The sequence below is a fragment of the Formosa undariae genome (assembly GCF_042427615.1).
Lineage (GTDB): Bacteria > Bacteroidota > Bacteroidia > Flavobacteriales > Flavobacteriaceae > Formosa > Formosa undariae.
In genome coordinates, this window is the sequence record NZ_JBHMEZ010000003.1 from 112,608 (window position 1) to 130,170 (window position 17,563).

The following is a 17,563-nucleotide window of genomic DNA, read 5'->3' on the forward strand; positions in this document are numbered from 1 at the left end:
TAAAAAGTTTCAAAATTTAGGATGATAAACATTCACCAAAAAACCTTACAAGATTTAGAATTTCAAACGGTATTAGAACAAGTTAGTGAATATTGTATCACTGGCTTGGGACATAGTGCTGCTCTTGAAATGTCACCTTTTCAACATAAAGCAGACGTTTTACGCGAGCTCCAATTAACCCACGAATATGTGTCGTCGTATGATAACGACAACCGTATCCCGAATCATGGTTTCGATGATATTACTAAAGAACTCAAACTTCTTAAGATTGAAAACACGTATTTGGAAGTTCATAGTTTAAAAAAGATCGTTTCTATTTCTCAGGCGACCAATGAAATAATTGTGTTCCTGAAAAAGTTTATAGAATACTATCCTAATTTATATGAAAGTGCTTCACATATCGAAATCACAAAAGTACTTATTGAAAGAATAGATGCTATTGTAGATCGATTTGGAGAGGTAAAGAATAATGCATCACCACTACTCTATGAGATTAGGCAGGTAATGAATAAGCTTAAAGGCCAAATAAACCAGAGTTTCACTTCGGCCTTGAGCATGTATCAAGGTTTAGATTATTTAGATGATATTCGAGAATCTGTTGTGGAAAACAAGCGAGTTTTGGCGGTTAAAGCCATGTATAGACGAAAAGTGAAAGGGTCTATAATGGGGAGTAGTAAAACAGGAAGTATTGTTTTTATAGAGCCCGAAGCGACTTTAAGGTACACACGAGAATTACACAATTTACAGTTTGAAGAAAAAGAAGAAGTTGTAAAAATCCTTAAGGATTTAACCAATTTTATTCGTCCGTATATTACATTATTAGCAGACTATCAGGCGTTTTTAATTAATATAGACTTAATTGCAGCTAAAGCGCAATATGCAAAATCGTTAAACGCTATTCTTCCTGAAATTACAGAAGAACGCAGCATGTTTTTACGCGATGCTTACCATCCTTTATTGTTTTTAACGAATTCAAAAAAAGGAAAAACCACATACCCTCAAACCATTACATTAAACGAGGAGAATCGAATTATTGTCATTTCGGGACCTAATGCAGGAGGAAAAAGTATTACATTAAAAACGGTAGGATTATTACAGGTTATGTTGCAAAGTGGAATGTTAATTCCTGTACACGAACGTAGTAAAACTTACATTTTCGAACGTGTTTTAAGTGATATCGGAGATAATCAATCTATCGAAAATCATTTAAGTACGTATAGTTACCGCTTAAAGCAGATGAATTATTTCTTAAAAAAATGCAACAGCAGGACACTCTTTTTAATTGATGAATTCGGAACAGGATCAGACCCAGAATTAGGAGGAGCACTAGCAGAATCGTTTTTAGAAGAATTTTACGAGCGTGAAGCCTACGGTATTATTACGACCCACTACTCCAACTTAAAAATTTTAGCTAATGAATTGCCATATATGCAAAATGCTAATATGCAATTTAATAATCAGACTTTAGAGCCTATTTTTAAATTGGTTTTAGGACAAGCAGGGAGTTCGTTTACCTTCGAAGTTGCTCAGAAAAACGGTATTCCGTATAGTTTAATAAACAAAGCTAAAAAGAAGATTGAAGGCAGTAAAGTACGTTTCGATGCGACTATTGCTAAACTTCAAAAAGAACGTAATAAATTAGAAAAAACAGAGCGTTCTCTTAAGGTTAACGAACAGAAAAAATTATCTGAAGCCGAAAAATTAGAAGAGATTAACACTAAAATTCAGAAGAAACTAGAAAGTTATCAAGAGCTTTACGATAGCAATCAGCGTTTAATTTATTTAGGACAAAAACTAAATGATATTGCAGAAAAATACTTCGAGAATAAACGCAAGAAGGAAATGCAAGATGAAATTTTTAAAGTGGTTCAGATTGAAAACTCTAAACGTAAACGGGTTACTGTAAAGCAGAAAAAAGTTCAGAAAGCCAAAGAGAAGAAAGTTGTTGAGGAAGCAGAAAAGAAAGTTGAAGTTATACGAGAAAAGAAAAAAATAGCGAAACAAAAAGCGATTGAGGCACCTAGACCAAAAGTAACGTTAAGATTAGGTGATCGCGTGCGTATGATTGATGGTAAAGCGATAGGAAGTATCGATAAAATTGAAAAAAACAAGGCTATTGTAAACTATGGCATTTTCACAACTAATGTGAATCTAGATCAATTGGAACTTGTAGAGGCTAAAAAATAGCAAAGTACCTATTTAAATTATTAACCATAATTAAATAGATATTTTGTAATTTAAAGATCCAAATCAACCCAACATGAAACACACATATATACTTCTTTTACTTTCGTTTATAACGACATTTAGTTACGGACAACGAGATAAATCGAATTTAAAAACTGATTTTAAGAATGAGGTTTCTTTAGAAATTCCGCAACTAATAAATGGTGTATATCAGTTGTCTTATGAACGCTATATTTGGAATAATTTTACCGCTACTTTAGGTCTTGGTTATAAGGGAAAAGAAGGCTTGGTTAAAATATCGGGACTTAATGCTAATAAAGTTAAAACCGATGAAATTTTCTATACTGGATACCAAATCATTCCTGAAGTACGCTATTATTTAAGTCAGACTTCTAATAGAATGCTAACCGGATTTTACCTTGGAGCCTATTTTAAATATTCGATGTATAAAAGTGAAGTCGATGGGAGTTATAAAAATTCTAACAATCAACTCTACGATTTCGAATTCGACACTAGTGCCAGCGTAGCCTCTGCAGGATTAATGGTTGGATATAAATTAGCACTTTCTAAACATTTTACTATCGATTTTATGATTGCAGGACCTGGTTCAGGAACATATAAATTCAAATTTAAAAATCATAAAGATCTACCTAACGAATTTTATGAAGATTTCAATGAAGCTTTAGAGAATTACAGTATATTAGATTTTATTAATTCAGATTTTAGATTATCTGAAGTGAATAGACGATCACAATTTTCAGCATTTTCATTTAGATATGGTATCGCTCTAGGTTATACTTTTTAATTGTAATTAAAATTTAAACACTATTATAATGATCACATTAGCTAAAAATGAAAAACTTATTCTTTTTGATGGTGTTTGTAATTTATGTGATAATTCTGTGCAATTTGTAATTAGACATGATAAGAACAACAACTTTAAGTTTACGACGTTACAAGGTGAAACGGCAAAGCCGATACTAGAATCTTTTAAAATCGATACCACTACAACCGACTCTATTTTACTTTATACTCCAGACCGTAAATTATACACAAAATCTAGTGCAGCGTTAAGAATCGCTACCCAATTAAATTTTCCTATAAATGTATTAGGTATATTTTTAATCGTTCCTAAAGGGATAAGAGACGTTATTTACGATTATATCGCAAAGAACAGATACCGTTGGTATGGTAGAAAAGATGATTGTATGATACCAACAAAAGCTTTAAAATCTAAATTTTTTGAATAATTTTACAATTTATTCATTGTTTTTTCTTTCAAATCAAGTTTTAACCATTTACTTTTGAAATCTTATTTTAACCAATTAATACACACTTTATGAAAACATCAAATTACTCACTTTTAATACTTATGATTACTTTAGTTTTAAGTAGTTGTTCTAGTGTAAAAGTTTTAGACTCTTGGAAAGCAGATAATGTATCTTCTATTAAAGATAAAAACATTCTTGTAATTGCGAGAACAGATAATAACCAAGCACGTATAGCTTTCGAACAAGAAATTGCTAGCCATTTACGTGAAAAGGGTTTTAAAGCAACTGAAAGTTTTAAAAAATTACCTCATATCGAGCCAAATAAAAAATTAGATGAAGCTCAAACTGCTGCACTTTCGGCAACTATTAAAAGAGAAGGATTTGATGGTGTTGTACTAAGTGTTATTAAAGATTATACTGAACAACAACAAACAACGACCGATGGCGGATATTACGCTGGAGGAACTATGGGTGGTATGTACGGAATGTACCCTGGCTACTATGGTGGTTTTGGTGGTTATTACGGACACCCAATGGGTTACGTTGGTGTTGGAACTTATATGCCAGCAACATCTACAACGAGAACAGTTAAAACATTTGTTTTAGAAACTGTAGCTTATAATTTAGATGAAGTAGAAGGTAAACAACTTGTAGCTGTAGTTACTTCAAGCATTGAAGACCCAAGTAGTGTAAGTAAAAATGCTGCTGAATACGCTGATAAAATAGAAAAAGCTTTAAAATAATTTATAGTTTATTTCATATAGAAAAAGCCTCATAACATATTATGAGGCTTTTTTATGCTTTAAAATTAGTCGTTCAAAATGTCTTAAGACGCCTCTAAAAGTTCTTGTAACACACTTTTAAAGACATCCACGGGTTGTGCACCTGTAACGGCACTCTTTCTGTTAAAAACAATAGTTGGTACAGAAGACACTCCCATTTGTTGCCAATACAACTCTTTACTTTTTACTTCTTCACGAGCTTCTTTATTATCTAATAAAGCTAAACCTTCTTCTGCATTTAAACCGACATCTAATAATGCTTGTTTTAATATAGATCTGTCAGAAACATCTTTTCTCTCGCTAAAAAACGCAGTCATTAATCGCATTTTTAATTCGGTTTGTTTCCCAAATTTATGAGCATATTCTAATAAAATATGATTTTCGAAGGTGTTTACCATTTTAAATTTATCAAAATAATCGAAGGTAAAACCAAGTTCCGCGCCAGCATCTGCCATATGTTGCTGAGAATCTTTTTGCTGCTCTAAAGACGATCCATATTTTTCTTCAATATGTTCCGTTAAGTCCTGCCCTTCTACAGGCATATTCGGATTTAATTCGAAAGGTTGCCATTCGATCTCTACTTGATCTTGAATACCTAATTCTGAAATCGCTTTTTCTAAGCGCTTATATCCAATAGTACACCACGGGCATACAACATCTGATACAATATCTATTTTTAATTTATCTTTCATCTTTAAAATTTTATAAGTTCACTTATTTGAAGTTCTCCATTTACGTTTGAATAATTCTTTAAATCGGCAGCAAATGTTTCGGCATTTGGCCCAAAAGCGTTCTGAAAAGACTCAAGATTTTCAAATGTTAAATGTGCAATGGCGACATATGGAGCAGGTTCATTTGGTGTTCTACCTGCAAGACCTAAATCTAACTCTAAACCTTTTAAAGCATCACCACAAGCTTTAGAAACCATTGGTAAATGTGTGTTTTTATAATAATCTGTATCAAACTTAACATCTTTAGTGTTTGGATACATTACAGATACTTTTATCATAATTTCATGTTTTTATAAAATTAATACACCTTCTGTAAAAATACAAAAGGTGTACAAGCTATTAATCAATAGTAACTAGGGAGGTTACTTATTTTCTTTAGTCCAAGCAAATTTTTTGAATGGCGCATCTACAGGTGTATTTGCTATATGGTTTGTATAATTACTAATTACTTTTTGAGATAGACCTAAAATAATATCTAGTACTTGTCTTTCTCCGTAACCTACAGCATAAAATGCTTCTAATTCTTCTTGAGACACATGTCCGCGATTACGAACCATAGCTAAAGTTAAAGTACGTAAAGCTTCCAATTTAGCATCTGCTAGAGGTGTCTCGTTACGTAAAGCTTCAGTAATCGCATCATCTACTTTCATCATTTTCGCGATTCCAGTGTGTGCAGGAACACAATAATGACATGCGTGCTCAACGTTAATCGTTTGCCAAACAACAGTTAGTTCTTCTTTATTAAAAGATGAATTAGAGAATAGTTCGTGTAAAGTTTGGTAGGCTTCAAATAACTGAGGAGACCCTGCCAATACACCGTGTAAACCAGGAATCATTCCATTAGCTTTTTCAGATTTTTCTAATAACGCAATGCTTTCGTTAGGTGCTGTTTCTTTATTTTGAATTTTTAATGTTGTCATAATTTATTATTTTAAGTATTATTAATAACTAAACATTCATTTAGTTATGTGATAAAAAAATATTATACGTTTTTAAAAATGTGTTCTATATAATGATCTAATTGAATTCTATTAAATAATTTTGAAGCAGATGATAAACCAATCATAGATATTATTAAATAATCGGCTTGTGCTTCTAATGTTAACTCGTCTTTAGACTTGTCTTGTGCTAATACAGATTTGAATACGTCTCTCACTTCATTAGTAAAAGAACTTAAAACCTGTTTAATTTTTTCATCTGTATCTTCCCTAACTTCATGCGCTGTATTTGTAATTAAACACCCTTTACCGATTTCATTATCCTTACTAAATTCTATAAAGTCTATAAAATAATCCTTCAAGCCGTCTAAACCTTTAGTCGAAGATTTTAAAAGACCTATCAGTTTATTTAATTTTTTCTTATAACATTTAACACTTTCAAGGAACAAACCGTGCTTACTTCCAAAACTTGAATAAATTGAAAACTTATTTATGCCCATTTCTTTTTCAAGCATTTGCATAGACGTTGTCTCGTAACCATTACGCCAAAAAACATTCATCGCTTTTTCGATAACGTCTGCTTCAATATATTCTTTTTTTCTAGCCATTGTTTCTAAATACAGTACAAATCTAACCAATCGTTTAGTTATAGCCAAAAAATTAACCTTTCATTTAGAAATAAAGATGAAAGGTTAATGAGATTTGTATTGATAAAAACGCTTAATTAATCTAACAAAAAGTTTAAATAAACACATTCAATACACTCTAAGCAAGTAGATTGTGTTAAATTTATAAATTATTTTTGTTTTTTATAATTATCGTCCCAATGTTTTTCTTTTGGATCACCTAGTTTCCCTACAGATTTAGCAACGATCATGGAAACAGCGGCATCTCCAGTAATATTTACAGTAGTACGACACATGTCTAAAGGCCTATCTACCGCAAAAATAAGTGCTAAACCAGCTTCTGGAATACCAGCTTGAGCCAATACAATAACCAACATTACCATACCTGCACCGGGAACAGCAGCGCTCCCAATAGACGCTAAAGTAGCTGTGGCGATAATTCCTAATTGTGCACTTAAACTTAAATCCATTCCGAAAGCTTGAGCAATAAACACAGCAGCAACGGCTTGATATAAACTTGTTCCGTCCATATTAATAGTTGCACCAATAGGTAATACAAAACTTGCCACTTCTTCTTCTACCCCTAAATGTTCTTCAACACGTTCCATTGTAAGCGGTAATGTTGCCGCACTACTACTTGTTGAAAAGGCTAAAAGTTGTGCAGGAGAAATTCCGTTGAAAAAGAATTTTGGTGTCTTTTTAGTAAAAAGGTATACAATTCCAGCATAAACCATCATCATAAGTGCTAATCCTAAAACAACACTCAAGGCATACCAACTTAGCGCTTTAAACAGATCTGTACTAGGTGCTTCTACAATTAACGCAGCTAATAACGCGAATACACCATAAGGTGCCACCAACATAATAATATCGATAAGCTTTAAAATAACTTCATTAAAACCATCGAAAAAGTCTTTAACTGGTTTCGATTGCTCTTCTGGAATAAGGATTAATCCCACACCAAAAAATATAGCAAAGAAAATAACCTGTAACATATTACCGTTATCACTAGCGGCTAGAAAGATGTTACTTGGCACAATATCTTCTAATGATTGTAAAGGTCCTGCTTCCTTTTGTTTTGCAGCGGCAGCAATTTTAGAATCGGCATCCCCTTTATAACTTTCAACCAATTGTAATCTGGTTTCTTCTGTAATCGAGTGACCTGGCTTAATAATATTTACAACAGCTAAACCGATAGAAACCGCAATTAAAGTTGTAATAATATAAGTTCCTATAGTCCGTCCTCCCATTTGAGACAGTTTGGAAATATCTTTTAAATCTGAAACTCCTTTTATTAAAGACCCCAATATTAAAGGAACTGCTATTAATTTTAACGAACTAATAAACATGTTTCCGAAAGGTTTTATCCAATTGCTAACAAATTTACTTCCCCATTCAAATTGTGTCATAATTAAAGCGAACACAACGCCTAAAACCATTCCTAATAATATTTGCCAATGCAATGCGAGTTTCTTCATAGTGAAAATGTGGTATTTTTTTATATTGTTGGTTAAGTTAGCCGTTTGCGTAAAAAAACAAAAGGTTTTCTAATAGAATTTTTATCGACAAGATATCGATTTATGAATTCATATAGAAAACCTTAAAAAAATGTATGTATTTATTTTATTGATAGGTTTTATCTAGTAAAAAGTAATCGGCTAAAACTAATGCTGCCATAGCTTCAACAATAGGTACGGCTCTTGGTACAACACAAGGATCGTGTCTTCCTTTTCCTTCCATTTTCACAATATTACCATCTTTATCGATCGTATCCTGCGTTTGCATAATAGTTGCAACAGGTTTAAACGCTACTCTAAAGTATATGTCCATACCGTTACTTATACCACCTTGAATACCACCTGAAAGATTAGTTTTAGTCGTTCCGTCTGTGTTATATAAATCGTTATGCTCGCTACCTTTCATTTTCGCACCACAGAATCCGCTGCCGTATTCAAAGCCTTTTACAGCGTTAATAGATAACATGGCTTTTCCTAATTCTGCATGTAATTTATCGAAAACAGGTTCGCCTAAACCGACAGGTACATTTTTAATCACACAAGTCACTGTACCTCCAATTGTATCTCCTGATTTTCTAATTTCCTTAATTTTAGAAATCATTTTATCTGCAGTTTCTGTATCTGGACAACGTACGATGTTACTTTCAGTGTTTTTAAAATCGATATCTTGGTATGGTTTTTCCATGAATATATCACCTACAGAAGATGTAAATGCATGAAATTCCATCTGACTTAAAAATTGTTTAGCAACAGCACCTGCCACTACACGACAAGCTGTTTCTCTTGCAGAACTTCTTCCTCCACCTCTATAATCGCGAATGCCATATTTTTTTTCGTACACATAATCGGCATGCGACGGACGAAAAGAATCTTTTATATGAGAATAATCGTGAGACTTCTGATTTGCGTTTTCAATAATAAATCCTATTGAAGTTCCGGTCGTTTTACCTTCAAAAATACCTGATAAAAATTTAACTTCATCTGGTTCTTTTCGTTGAGTAACAATTGCAGATTGCCCGGGTTTTCTGCGATTCATTTCATTTTGAATGGCATCAAAATCTATTGCAATCCCAGCTGGGCACCCATCGATTACACCACCTAGTGCAATACCATGCGATTCACCAAAAGTAGTGAGTTTAAATATTTTTCCGAAGGAATTTCCTGCCATAACAACCTGTATTTTTTTGCTAATTTAACTGTATTATTATGAATAATAAAATAGAATGGCAGGAATTGCAAAATTATCTATCATCATATAGGTAACATTAATTTTACAAAAACCTATTTATTAATTAATTAGGAGTTTAAGTTAAAGTAACATGTGTTTATGTTATTTGTTTAAAACAATATTTAAATCCCTTAAATTAGTTGAAAATCAAAAGAAAAATTGAGGTTGCCGTTATATCAGATGTGCATTTAGGAACATTTGGATGCCATGCCAAAGAACTTTATTCTTACCTAAATAGCATAGATCCAAAGACATTAATTTTAAATGGCGATATCATTGATGTTTGGCAATTTAATAAGCGTTATTTTCCTAAATCGCATATGCAAGTCATCAAAAAAATAATGGATATGGCTTCAGACGGTGTAGAGGTGATTTACATCACTGGAAACCACGACGAAATGCTTAGACGCTTTAGCGGAGCTAAAATCGGTAATTTTTCTATAGTCGATAAATATGTTACCGAGTTAAACGGGAAAAGCGCTTGGTTTTTTCATGGCGATATTTTCGATGTTTCTATACAGAATGCGAAATGGCTAGCTAAACTGGGTGGCTATGGCTATGACTTTTTAATCTTAATCAATCAAATGGTAAATTGGGGGTTATCTAAAATGGGGAAAGAAAAATATTCGATCTCTAAACGTATAAAAAACGGTGTAAAAGGTGCTATTAAATATATTAGTGATTTCGAAAAAGTAGCCACAGATCTAGCCATAGAGCAAGGCTATGACTATGTGATTTGCGGACATATACACCAACCAAAAATGCTCATTAAAGAAAATAAGATTGGGAAAACCATGTATTTAAATTCTGGAGATTGGGTAGAAAACTTCACGGCTTTAGAATATCAATTTAAGCGTTGGAAAATTTACAACTATAACTACGACAAACTATCTCCGTTTTTTGTAGATGAAGACTTAAAAGACATGGACATGCAAGATCTAATAGCTGCTATAACTATAGTAGACAAAAAGAAGAAGAAATCTAAAAAGAAAAAATCAGAGTAAAGCTCGTCTTAAAATAGTCACTGGATGAAGCGCTTCGCGATTTGTACCATCCTTAATTTGGTGTCGACAACTTGTACCATTTGCAGCAATAACAACTTGTTCCTTTGCTTTTCGTATCGCAGGAAATAAAGTTTGCTCACCAACGGCCATACTGACCTCATAATGTTCTTTTTCGTAGCCAAAGCTACCGGCCATACCACAACACCCACTTGGAATAATTGTCGCTTTATAATTTACTGGCAGGTTTAATATTTTAAACGTAGATAACTGATTGCTCATTGCCTTTTGATGACAATGGGAATGAATCTTGATTGTTTTTTCATCTGTTTTAAATTGACTCGCACGAATGTGACCTTTTTCCATTTCTGAAAACAGAAAATCTTCAATTAAAAATGTGTGTTTAGCAATTTTGCGTGCGCCTTCTTTATCTTCAGCCAACATGAGATATTCATCTTTAAATGTAAATATTGCAGATGGCTCTACCCCTATTAAAGGCGCTTCTTTTGAGATTAAATCTTTATATATATTTACATTGTTAGTCGCACAAACTTTAGCGTGATCTAAAAAGCCTTTAGATATTAGCGCACGACCAGATTCATCATGTTTTACAAACCTTAATTCATAATTCAACCCTCGTAATAAGGCTATAGCATCTAAACCTATTTGCGTATCTAAAAGGTTCGTGAACTCGTCTACAAAAAAATAAATAGATTTTATATACTTTTCAACAACTACTTTATTATCAGTATTCTGAATATATTTATTTAAACTTTTAGATGAAACTAAAGGCATGCTTCGTTTTTCAGCAATACCAAACGTTTTTTTAATGATATCTGACGTAAATTTGGTTGTAAAAAAGAAGTTCGTAATACCAGAGACATGAGTCGACAATTCGTTAATCTTATTGTTATGGGCGAATAATTTTGAGCGTAAACTGAAACCATTTTCTTTTTGATACTGGTATAAAAATTCAGCTTTCATAGTAGAAATATCTACGGTACTTGGACATTCGTTCAGGCATGCTTTACAACTTAAACATAAATCTAAAATATCTTTTAATTCCTCGTGATTAAACGGATTTTTATCAGCTCCAGTATTAGTTAAAAATTCACGAAGTGCATTTGCTCTAGCACGTGTAGAATCTTTCTCGTTTCGAGTCGCGCGATAACTCGGACACATAGTTCCTCCTAATTCAGGTGGTTTTCTGCAATCTCCACTCCCATTACATTTTTCTGCTTGTCTCAGGATTCCTTCTGAAGCTGAGAAATCCATCAACGTTTTTATTTCAGGTTCTTTACGATCGGGAACATAGCGCAACCCTTCATCCATTGGAAAAGCATCTACAATCTTTCCCGCATTGAATATGTTTTTAGGATCGAAAACGGTTTTAATTCGTCTAATTATGTCATAGTTCGCTTCCCCAATCATTAACGGAATAAATTCAGCTCGTACAATTCCATCTCCGTGTTCACCTGACATAGAACCACCATATTTCTTAACTAAATGCGCAACATCGGTTGTTATTTTACGAAATAAAACGACATCTTTACTAAGCTTAAGGTTTAATATGGGACGTAAATGTAATTCTCCTGCTCCGGCGTGTGCGTAATAAATGGCTTTCTGATTATACCCCTTCATTAAAGCCGTAAATTCATTTATATAATTAGCAAAATCTGGAAGTGCTACCGCAGTATCTTCAATACATGCCGCCGATTTCTTGTCTCCGATAATATTTCCCAAAAGTCCTAAACCCGCTTTTCGCAATTCAATAGCTTTATCGATATCATCGTCAAGTAAAACAGCATTCGCATAACTTAAACCTTCTACCTGTAATGCGTTTACTAGAGCTTCTGCCTGAAGTTTAACATCGGTTATAGAATTACTTTTTAATTCACACATTAAAATAGCCTCTGGGTCTCCAACCACAAATTGCCTGTTTTCCTGCTGTTTTAAGTTGTTTTTAGTACAATCTAATATGGTTTTATCCATCATCTCGCACAAATACAAATGGTGCTGCATACACGTCGTTGTAGCGACTAATGCATCTTCAACACTTTTAAAATGCGCAGCTACCATAACACGTTCTGTTGGTGGCAAAACATCTAATTTCAGAGTGATTTCTGTTGAAAAAGCCAAAGTACCTTCGCTACCTGCTAACAAATTACACATGTTAAAAGGCTTTGAAGACTCTTTAAAAACAGAACAATCTACCAATTTATCGATTGCATATCCTGTATTTCTGCGATGAATTTCAGGTTTTGGAAACTCCTTATGGATTTGAGATCGAACCGTATCTAATTTTAATTCGTTGAAAATGGTATTGTATAATCGACCTTCTAAATTTGATAATGCCGTTTTCTTCAGAAACTCTTCTGGTGTTAGATTCCCAAAGACAGCATCGCTTCCATCACTTAAAATGGTTTTTAATTCTATTACCTTATCTCGAGTTACACCATATTGAATAGATGTAGTCCCCGACGAGTTATTCCCCACCATACCACCAATCATACAACGATTAGAGGTTGACGTATCTGGTGCAAAAAACAAACCATACGGTTTTAATTGAAGGTTTAAAAAATCCCTAACAATTCCGGGTTGTACCGTAACCGTTCTGGCATCTTTATTTATAGATATAATTTCTGTAAAATGTTTAGAAACATCTACAATAATACCATCGCCAACACATTGACCAGCTAAAGACGTCCCCGCAGTTCTTGGAATTAATGTTATATCATTAGAATTAGCAAAGGCTATTAAAACTTTTAAATCTGCATCATGTTTCGGGTAAGCTACTGCTAGAGGTAATCGTCTGTATACTGAGGCGTCTGTAGCGTAGATAGACTTCATTAAATCGTCGTAAAACAATTCGCCATCTAAGGTATTGTGTAAAGCTTGTAAATGAGAAAAAACAGATTTGATCATAATAGTCTGAAATAAAATGCTCCGAGTTCCGGAATCAAATAAATGTAATGATAGTTGATAAAATGAGCAAGAGTATCCCATTCAATCTTAAAAAAGGGTATCGTTTTAAACCTAAAACACTTCAGATTATAACTAAACCTGAAGTGTTTCTATACTATTTATATGTAAAATAATTTAACTAATTCTGAAGACCGTTCACAATAGTTTGTTCGTATATTTTCTCGTATTGAGGTACGATATTATGCAAATCGAATAGGTAAGAACGCTCTTTTGCATTATGCTTAAACTGTTGTAATCGTGCTTCGTCACTTAATATATGAATCGCATTTGCACTCATATCTTCTACATCACCAACGTTACTTAAAAACCCAGTAATACCATTAATATTCACTTCAGGAATACCTCCTGTATTACTAGAAATTACAGGAACCCCAGAAGCCATTGCTTCTAAAGCAGCTAGTCCAAAACTTTCTGTTTCCGATGGTAGAAGAAACAAATCAGAGAAACATAAAATTTTATCTATCTCGTTACTACGGCCAAAGAATACAACTTTATCTGATATACCTAATTCCTGACATAAATTTTCAGCTTTTTCCTTATCAGGACCTTCACCAATTAACATCAGTTTAGCAGGGATTTCTTTCTGAATATTATAGAAAACTTTAATCACATCTGTTATCCGTTTTACGGGTCTTAAATTACTAATGTGCGTAATAATTTTTTCGTTATCTGGCGCCATCATACCACGCTGACAATCGGTATAACTGTGTTTATATTTTTCAATATCAATAAAATTGGTAATCACATGGATCTCATTTTTAATATCAAATAATCTAAAGGTGTCATACTTTAAACTTTCAGAAACCGCTGTAACCGCATCCGACTTATTGATACTAAAAGTAACTGCCGATTTATAAAAGGGATGACTACCAACCAATGTTATATCTGTACCGTGAAGTGTGGTTACAATTGGAAGATGAATACCTTCTTCTTGTAACATTTTTTTAGCCATATAAGCTGCATACGCGTGAGGTATAGCATAATGTACATGTAGCACTTCTATTTTATGAAGTTTTACGGTATCTACTAATTTACTAGATAACGCCAACTCATAGGGTTGATAATGAAATAAAGGATATTCGGGTACATTAACTTCGTGAAAATGCACTTTGTTACCTAATAGATCCAACCGTACTGGCTGATTATAAGTAATAAAATGTATTTCGTGTCCGCGTTTTGCTAACTCTAATCCTAATTCTGTTGCAACTACGCCACTCCCTCCAAATGTTGGATAACAAACAAGTCCTATTATCATTTTTATTTTATAATTGCTTCGTAAATAAGTTCCTGAATATCGGTTCTAATATTCTCTCGTAATAACATGTTAATTTCGGCAGACGGATACGTTCTATTTGCCAAAAACACATACACTAATTCTTCATCTGGATCTGCCCAAGTATACGTTCCTGTAAAGCCAGAATGACCAAAACTTTTCATAGATACACATCCACAAGTTGGTCCACTTTTTCCTAATTGCGGTTTATCGAACCCTAAACCACGTCGGTTTCCTTTACTAGAATAGTATGTTTTATTAAACATATCTATTGTTTCAGGCTTTAGAAAACGTTTATCACCATAAAATCCTTTTTGCAAATACATCTGCATAATTTTAGCAATATCATTGGCGTTACTAAATACACCTGCATGACCGCCAATACCATTCTGCATAGCAGCTCCCATATCGTGAACATACCCCTGCACGACTTGATGTCTGTAATACGTATCATTTTCGGTCGGTACTATGTCTTTCATAGGAAACTTTAAATATGGGTTATAGGTTGATAAATTCATCCCTAATGGCTCATAAAATTTAGTTTGAATCAGGTAATCTAATGTTCTGTCGTAATAAACTTCAATAAATTTCTTTAAAATATAATAAGGCAAGTCACTGTAGCGATATCCCGTCTTAGTTAATAAATCTGTTTCTTTTATAATCTTCTGAATCGTATCCGGATAATCGCGTTTTAAATAAATATTATTCGCCACTTTAATATTAAAAAGCTCACTTGGGGCATTGCTATAATATTCAGAACTCGGCTGTTTAGCCGAGTCAAGTGTTGCAACATAAAAAGGGATCCAGGGTTTTAATCGGGCATAATGCGATAACATTTCCTTAAGCGTAATATTCTCTTTATTAGATCCGACATACTCTGGTAATAAGTTTGAAAGTTTTGAATTTATTGAAATTTCGTCATCCTGTTCAACAATTTCCATCAATAAAGGCAGACTAGATAAAATTTTGGTTAATGAAGCAACATCATAAACATCATTAAATTTTACAGGTTCCGAGTCTTTTTCGTAAGTATGTTTTCCAAAGTTCTGATTGTAAATCACCTTTCCTTTTCTAGCCACTAGAAGCTGTATCCCTGGCGTCATATGGTCATCTACCGCACGTTGTGCAACAGCATCTATTTTATGTAATTTCTTCGAATCGATTCCCACACGCTCAGGAACCGTATATCCCAATCGTGAAATGGAATTGATACTAATACCATCTCCCACGTGTAAACCATTACCAACCGAAACAGGTAATTTTCCTTTAGCGGCAAGTGCTCCAAAAATAATTTGAGCCGATTTTTCCTGAGACACAACGCTGTTCTGGTAACTTACCATAATGCCTTCAATATTTTCTACAGAAGGTAAATCTAATAAAGCATATGGTTTAACAAATACATCTAAAATAACAGTATGGTTTTTAGCAATACTATCTAGAAGCTGTATTTCCTGAGACGTAAAACTATAACTTTTCCAAGGATTAGCATTCGAGCGATGTAAACCAACAATAACCGTATTATAACTATCTAATTTATTTTTCACAAACTCGTAAGCATCCGACCTCACTTCGTGGACTTTCGTATATTTTTTTAATTCGTTTAAAAATGGTGTTCCACTATCGTCTCCCAATTTTATATAGGCAATTGATTTTTTGTCTAAATCGCGAAGAGGTAAAATGTCCTTATCGTTTTTTACAACTGTAATGGCATTTTCAAATAACTCTTCATTTAGAATATCATCTTCAAGTCTATTTAAATCGTTAACCAAATTGGCTAATTCTATGGGTTTGTATTTATTTAAGCCGACCTTATACTTAGACATTAGAATTTTCTTTACAGAATATGCTAAACGTTCTTCAGTAATTGTTTTGTTATTATACGCTTCAGTGATTTTAGCCATTGCTTTTGGCACATCTTCAGAAATTAATAAAATGTCATTTCCTGCTAAGAACGCAGCCAAATCGATATCTCCAGGACTACTAAAATTTGCAACCCCTTTCATCTCTAAAGCATCGGTGAAGATTAAACCTTCAAATCCCATCTTATCTTTTAATAAATCGGTTATAATCGCTTTCGATAAAGATGATGGAAAATCGGGTCTAGATTCTAAACTCGGAACATTTAAATGCGCTACCATTACGCTTTCCATGCCATTTTTAATCATTTTCTTATACGGATATAACTCAATAGAATCAATTCGTTTTTCAGAAAAAGTTATTGTTGGTAATGCTTTATGAGAATCTGTTTCGGTATCTCCGTGACCAGGAAAATGTTTTCCTGTTGCCATGACACCTGCGCTTTGCAATCCTTTCATAAAGGCTACGGCATGCTCTGTAACTTCATCCCGATCTTCACCAAAAGAACGGTTTCCAATAATTGGGTTTTTCGGATTTGTATTAATATCTACATCAGGACCAAAATTAAAATGAATCCCCAGACGCTTACAATGTTCTCCGATATGTTTTCCTGCTTGCTCTACTAAAGCCTTGTCCTTAATTGCTCCTAAAGTCATATTCCAAGGAAATGCGTAAGTCGAATCAAGACGCATGCTCAATCCCCACTCTGCATCCATACCAATTAACATGGGTACTTTAGACATCCCTTGATAGCTGTTATTAAGCTTAGCCAGTTTTACAGGACCACCTTTTGAATAGATAATACCTCCGATGTGGTTGTTTTTAATTAGGTTTTTAACAGCCGTAACATCTCTTGTATTTGCAGATGTCATGGCACGAACCATAAATAACTGACCAATACGTTCTTTGAGTGTTAATTTTGTATACACACTATCTACCCATTTTTGTTGAGCTATAGCGTCCTTTGTGACTAAAGGATTTGTAGAATTTTGACCAAATGAAAAGTTGATACTAAAAATTATGAGAGAGATATATAAAATATTGCGCATGAAAATTCTGTTTGAATGTAAATATATTCTTGAGGGTAAATATTAAGGCAAAATACCATATTTAAAATGAAGTTAAAAAGACTTTATGATAGATTTATAAAGATTTAATTAACAGTTG

At 33.3% G+C, this 17,563-nt stretch carries 14 protein-coding genes; 5 read left to right on the plus strand and 9 right to left on the minus strand.

Annotated elements, in window-relative coordinates; genetic code table 11:
- The first annotated feature begins 21 nt into the window (after positions 1 to 21).
- From ACFFVB_RS03920 to ACFFVB_RS03935, 4 genes are all read left to right on the plus strand, one after another.
- Positions 22 to 2,187 (plus strand): endonuclease MutS2, encoded by a 2,166-nt coding sequence (locus ACFFVB_RS03920; protein ID WP_382381367.1) that lies wholly within the window; start codon positions 22 to 24, stop codon positions 2,185 to 2,187.
- Positions 2,188 to 2,260: 73 nt separating this feature from the next.
- Positions 2,261 to 2,992, plus strand: coding sequence for a DUF3575 domain-containing protein (locus tag ACFFVB_RS03925; RefSeq protein WP_382381369.1), 732 nt, complete (start codon positions 2,261 to 2,263; stop codon positions 2,990 to 2,992).
- A gap of 28 nt (positions 2,993 to 3,020) precedes the next feature.
- Positions 3,021 to 3,437, plus strand: a complete 417-nt coding sequence (locus ACFFVB_RS03930; RefSeq protein ID WP_382381371.1) for a thiol-disulfide oxidoreductase DCC family protein — start codon at positions 3,021 to 3,023, stop codon at positions 3,435 to 3,437.
- An 89-nt stretch (positions 3,438 to 3,526) separates the two neighbouring features.
- Positions 3,527 to 4,201, plus strand: a complete 675-nt coding sequence (locus ACFFVB_RS03935) for a hypothetical protein (RefSeq protein WP_382381373.1) — start codon at positions 3,527 to 3,529, stop codon at positions 4,199 to 4,201.
- Between the two features lie 83 nt (positions 4,202 to 4,284).
- Here ACFFVB_RS03935 and ACFFVB_RS03940 read toward each other — a convergent pair whose 3' ends face one another.
- The 6 genes from ACFFVB_RS03940 to aroC form a co-directional block, all read right to left on the minus strand.
- Entirely contained in the window at positions 4,285 to 4,932 is a 648-nt protein-coding gene (locus tag ACFFVB_RS03940; RefSeq protein WP_382381375.1) for a DsbA family oxidoreductase, read from the minus strand.
- A gap of 2 nt (positions 4,933 to 4,934) precedes the next feature.
- Complete coding sequence (locus ACFFVB_RS03945) at positions 4,935 to 5,249, minus strand: EthD family reductase (RefSeq protein WP_382381377.1); 315 nt, start codon at positions 5,247 to 5,249, stop codon at positions 4,935 to 4,937.
- Positions 5,250 to 5,333: 84 nt separating this feature from the next.
- Positions 5,334 to 5,891: a carboxymuconolactone decarboxylase family protein gene (locus tag ACFFVB_RS03950; protein ID WP_382381379.1), complete on the minus strand. Its 558-nt coding sequence runs from the start codon at positions 5,889 to 5,891 to the stop codon at positions 5,334 to 5,336.
- A gap of 62 nt (positions 5,892 to 5,953) precedes the next feature.
- Complete coding sequence (locus ACFFVB_RS03955) at positions 5,954 to 6,517, minus strand: TetR/AcrR family transcriptional regulator (RefSeq protein WP_382381381.1); 564 nt, start codon at positions 6,515 to 6,517, stop codon at positions 5,954 to 5,956.
- Between the two features lie 188 nt (positions 6,518 to 6,705).
- The gene (locus ACFFVB_RS03960) at positions 6,706 to 8,013 is read right to left on the minus strand and encodes a dicarboxylate/amino acid:cation symporter (protein WP_382381383.1); all 1,308 of its coding nucleotides are present in this window, start codon (positions 8,011 to 8,013) and stop codon (positions 6,706 to 6,708) included.
- A 145-nt stretch (positions 8,014 to 8,158) separates the two neighbouring features.
- Positions 8,159 to 9,220, minus strand: coding sequence for a chorismate synthase (aroC, locus tag ACFFVB_RS03965; protein ID WP_382381385.1), 1,062 nt, complete (start codon positions 9,218 to 9,220; stop codon positions 8,159 to 8,161).
- Between the two features lie 200 nt (positions 9,221 to 9,420).
- On the opposite strand from aroC, the gene ACFFVB_RS03970 reads away from it, so the two are divergent.
- Entirely contained in the window at positions 9,421 to 10,284 is an 864-nt protein-coding gene (locus ACFFVB_RS03970) for a UDP-2,3-diacylglucosamine diphosphatase (RefSeq protein WP_382381387.1), read from the plus strand.
- Here ACFFVB_RS03970 and ACFFVB_RS03975 read toward each other — a convergent pair.
- The 3 genes from ACFFVB_RS03975 to ACFFVB_RS03985 form a co-directional block, all read right to left on the minus strand.
- Positions 10,276 to 13,206 carry an FAD-binding and (Fe-S)-binding domain-containing protein gene (locus tag ACFFVB_RS03975; protein WP_382381389.1) on the minus strand — a complete coding sequence of 977 codons (2,931 nt, stop codon included), beginning with the start codon at positions 13,204 to 13,206 and terminating at the stop codon, positions 10,276 to 10,278. The two genes, ACFFVB_RS03970 and ACFFVB_RS03975, sit on opposite strands and share 9 nt — an antisense overlap.
- 178 nt (positions 13,207 to 13,384) lie before the next feature.
- Positions 13,385 to 14,521 (minus strand): N-acetyl-alpha-D-glucosaminyl L-malate synthase BshA, encoded by a 1,137-nt coding sequence (gene bshA, locus ACFFVB_RS03980; protein WP_382381391.1) that lies wholly within the window; start codon positions 14,519 to 14,521, stop codon positions 13,385 to 13,387.
- 2 nt (positions 14,522 to 14,523) lie between these two features.
- Positions 14,524 to 17,445 carry a serine hydrolase domain-containing protein gene (locus ACFFVB_RS03985; RefSeq protein WP_382381393.1) on the minus strand — a complete coding sequence of 974 codons (2,922 nt, stop codon included), beginning with the start codon at positions 17,443 to 17,445 and terminating at the stop codon, positions 14,524 to 14,526.
- Positions 17,446 to 17,563: the final 118 nt, after the last annotated feature.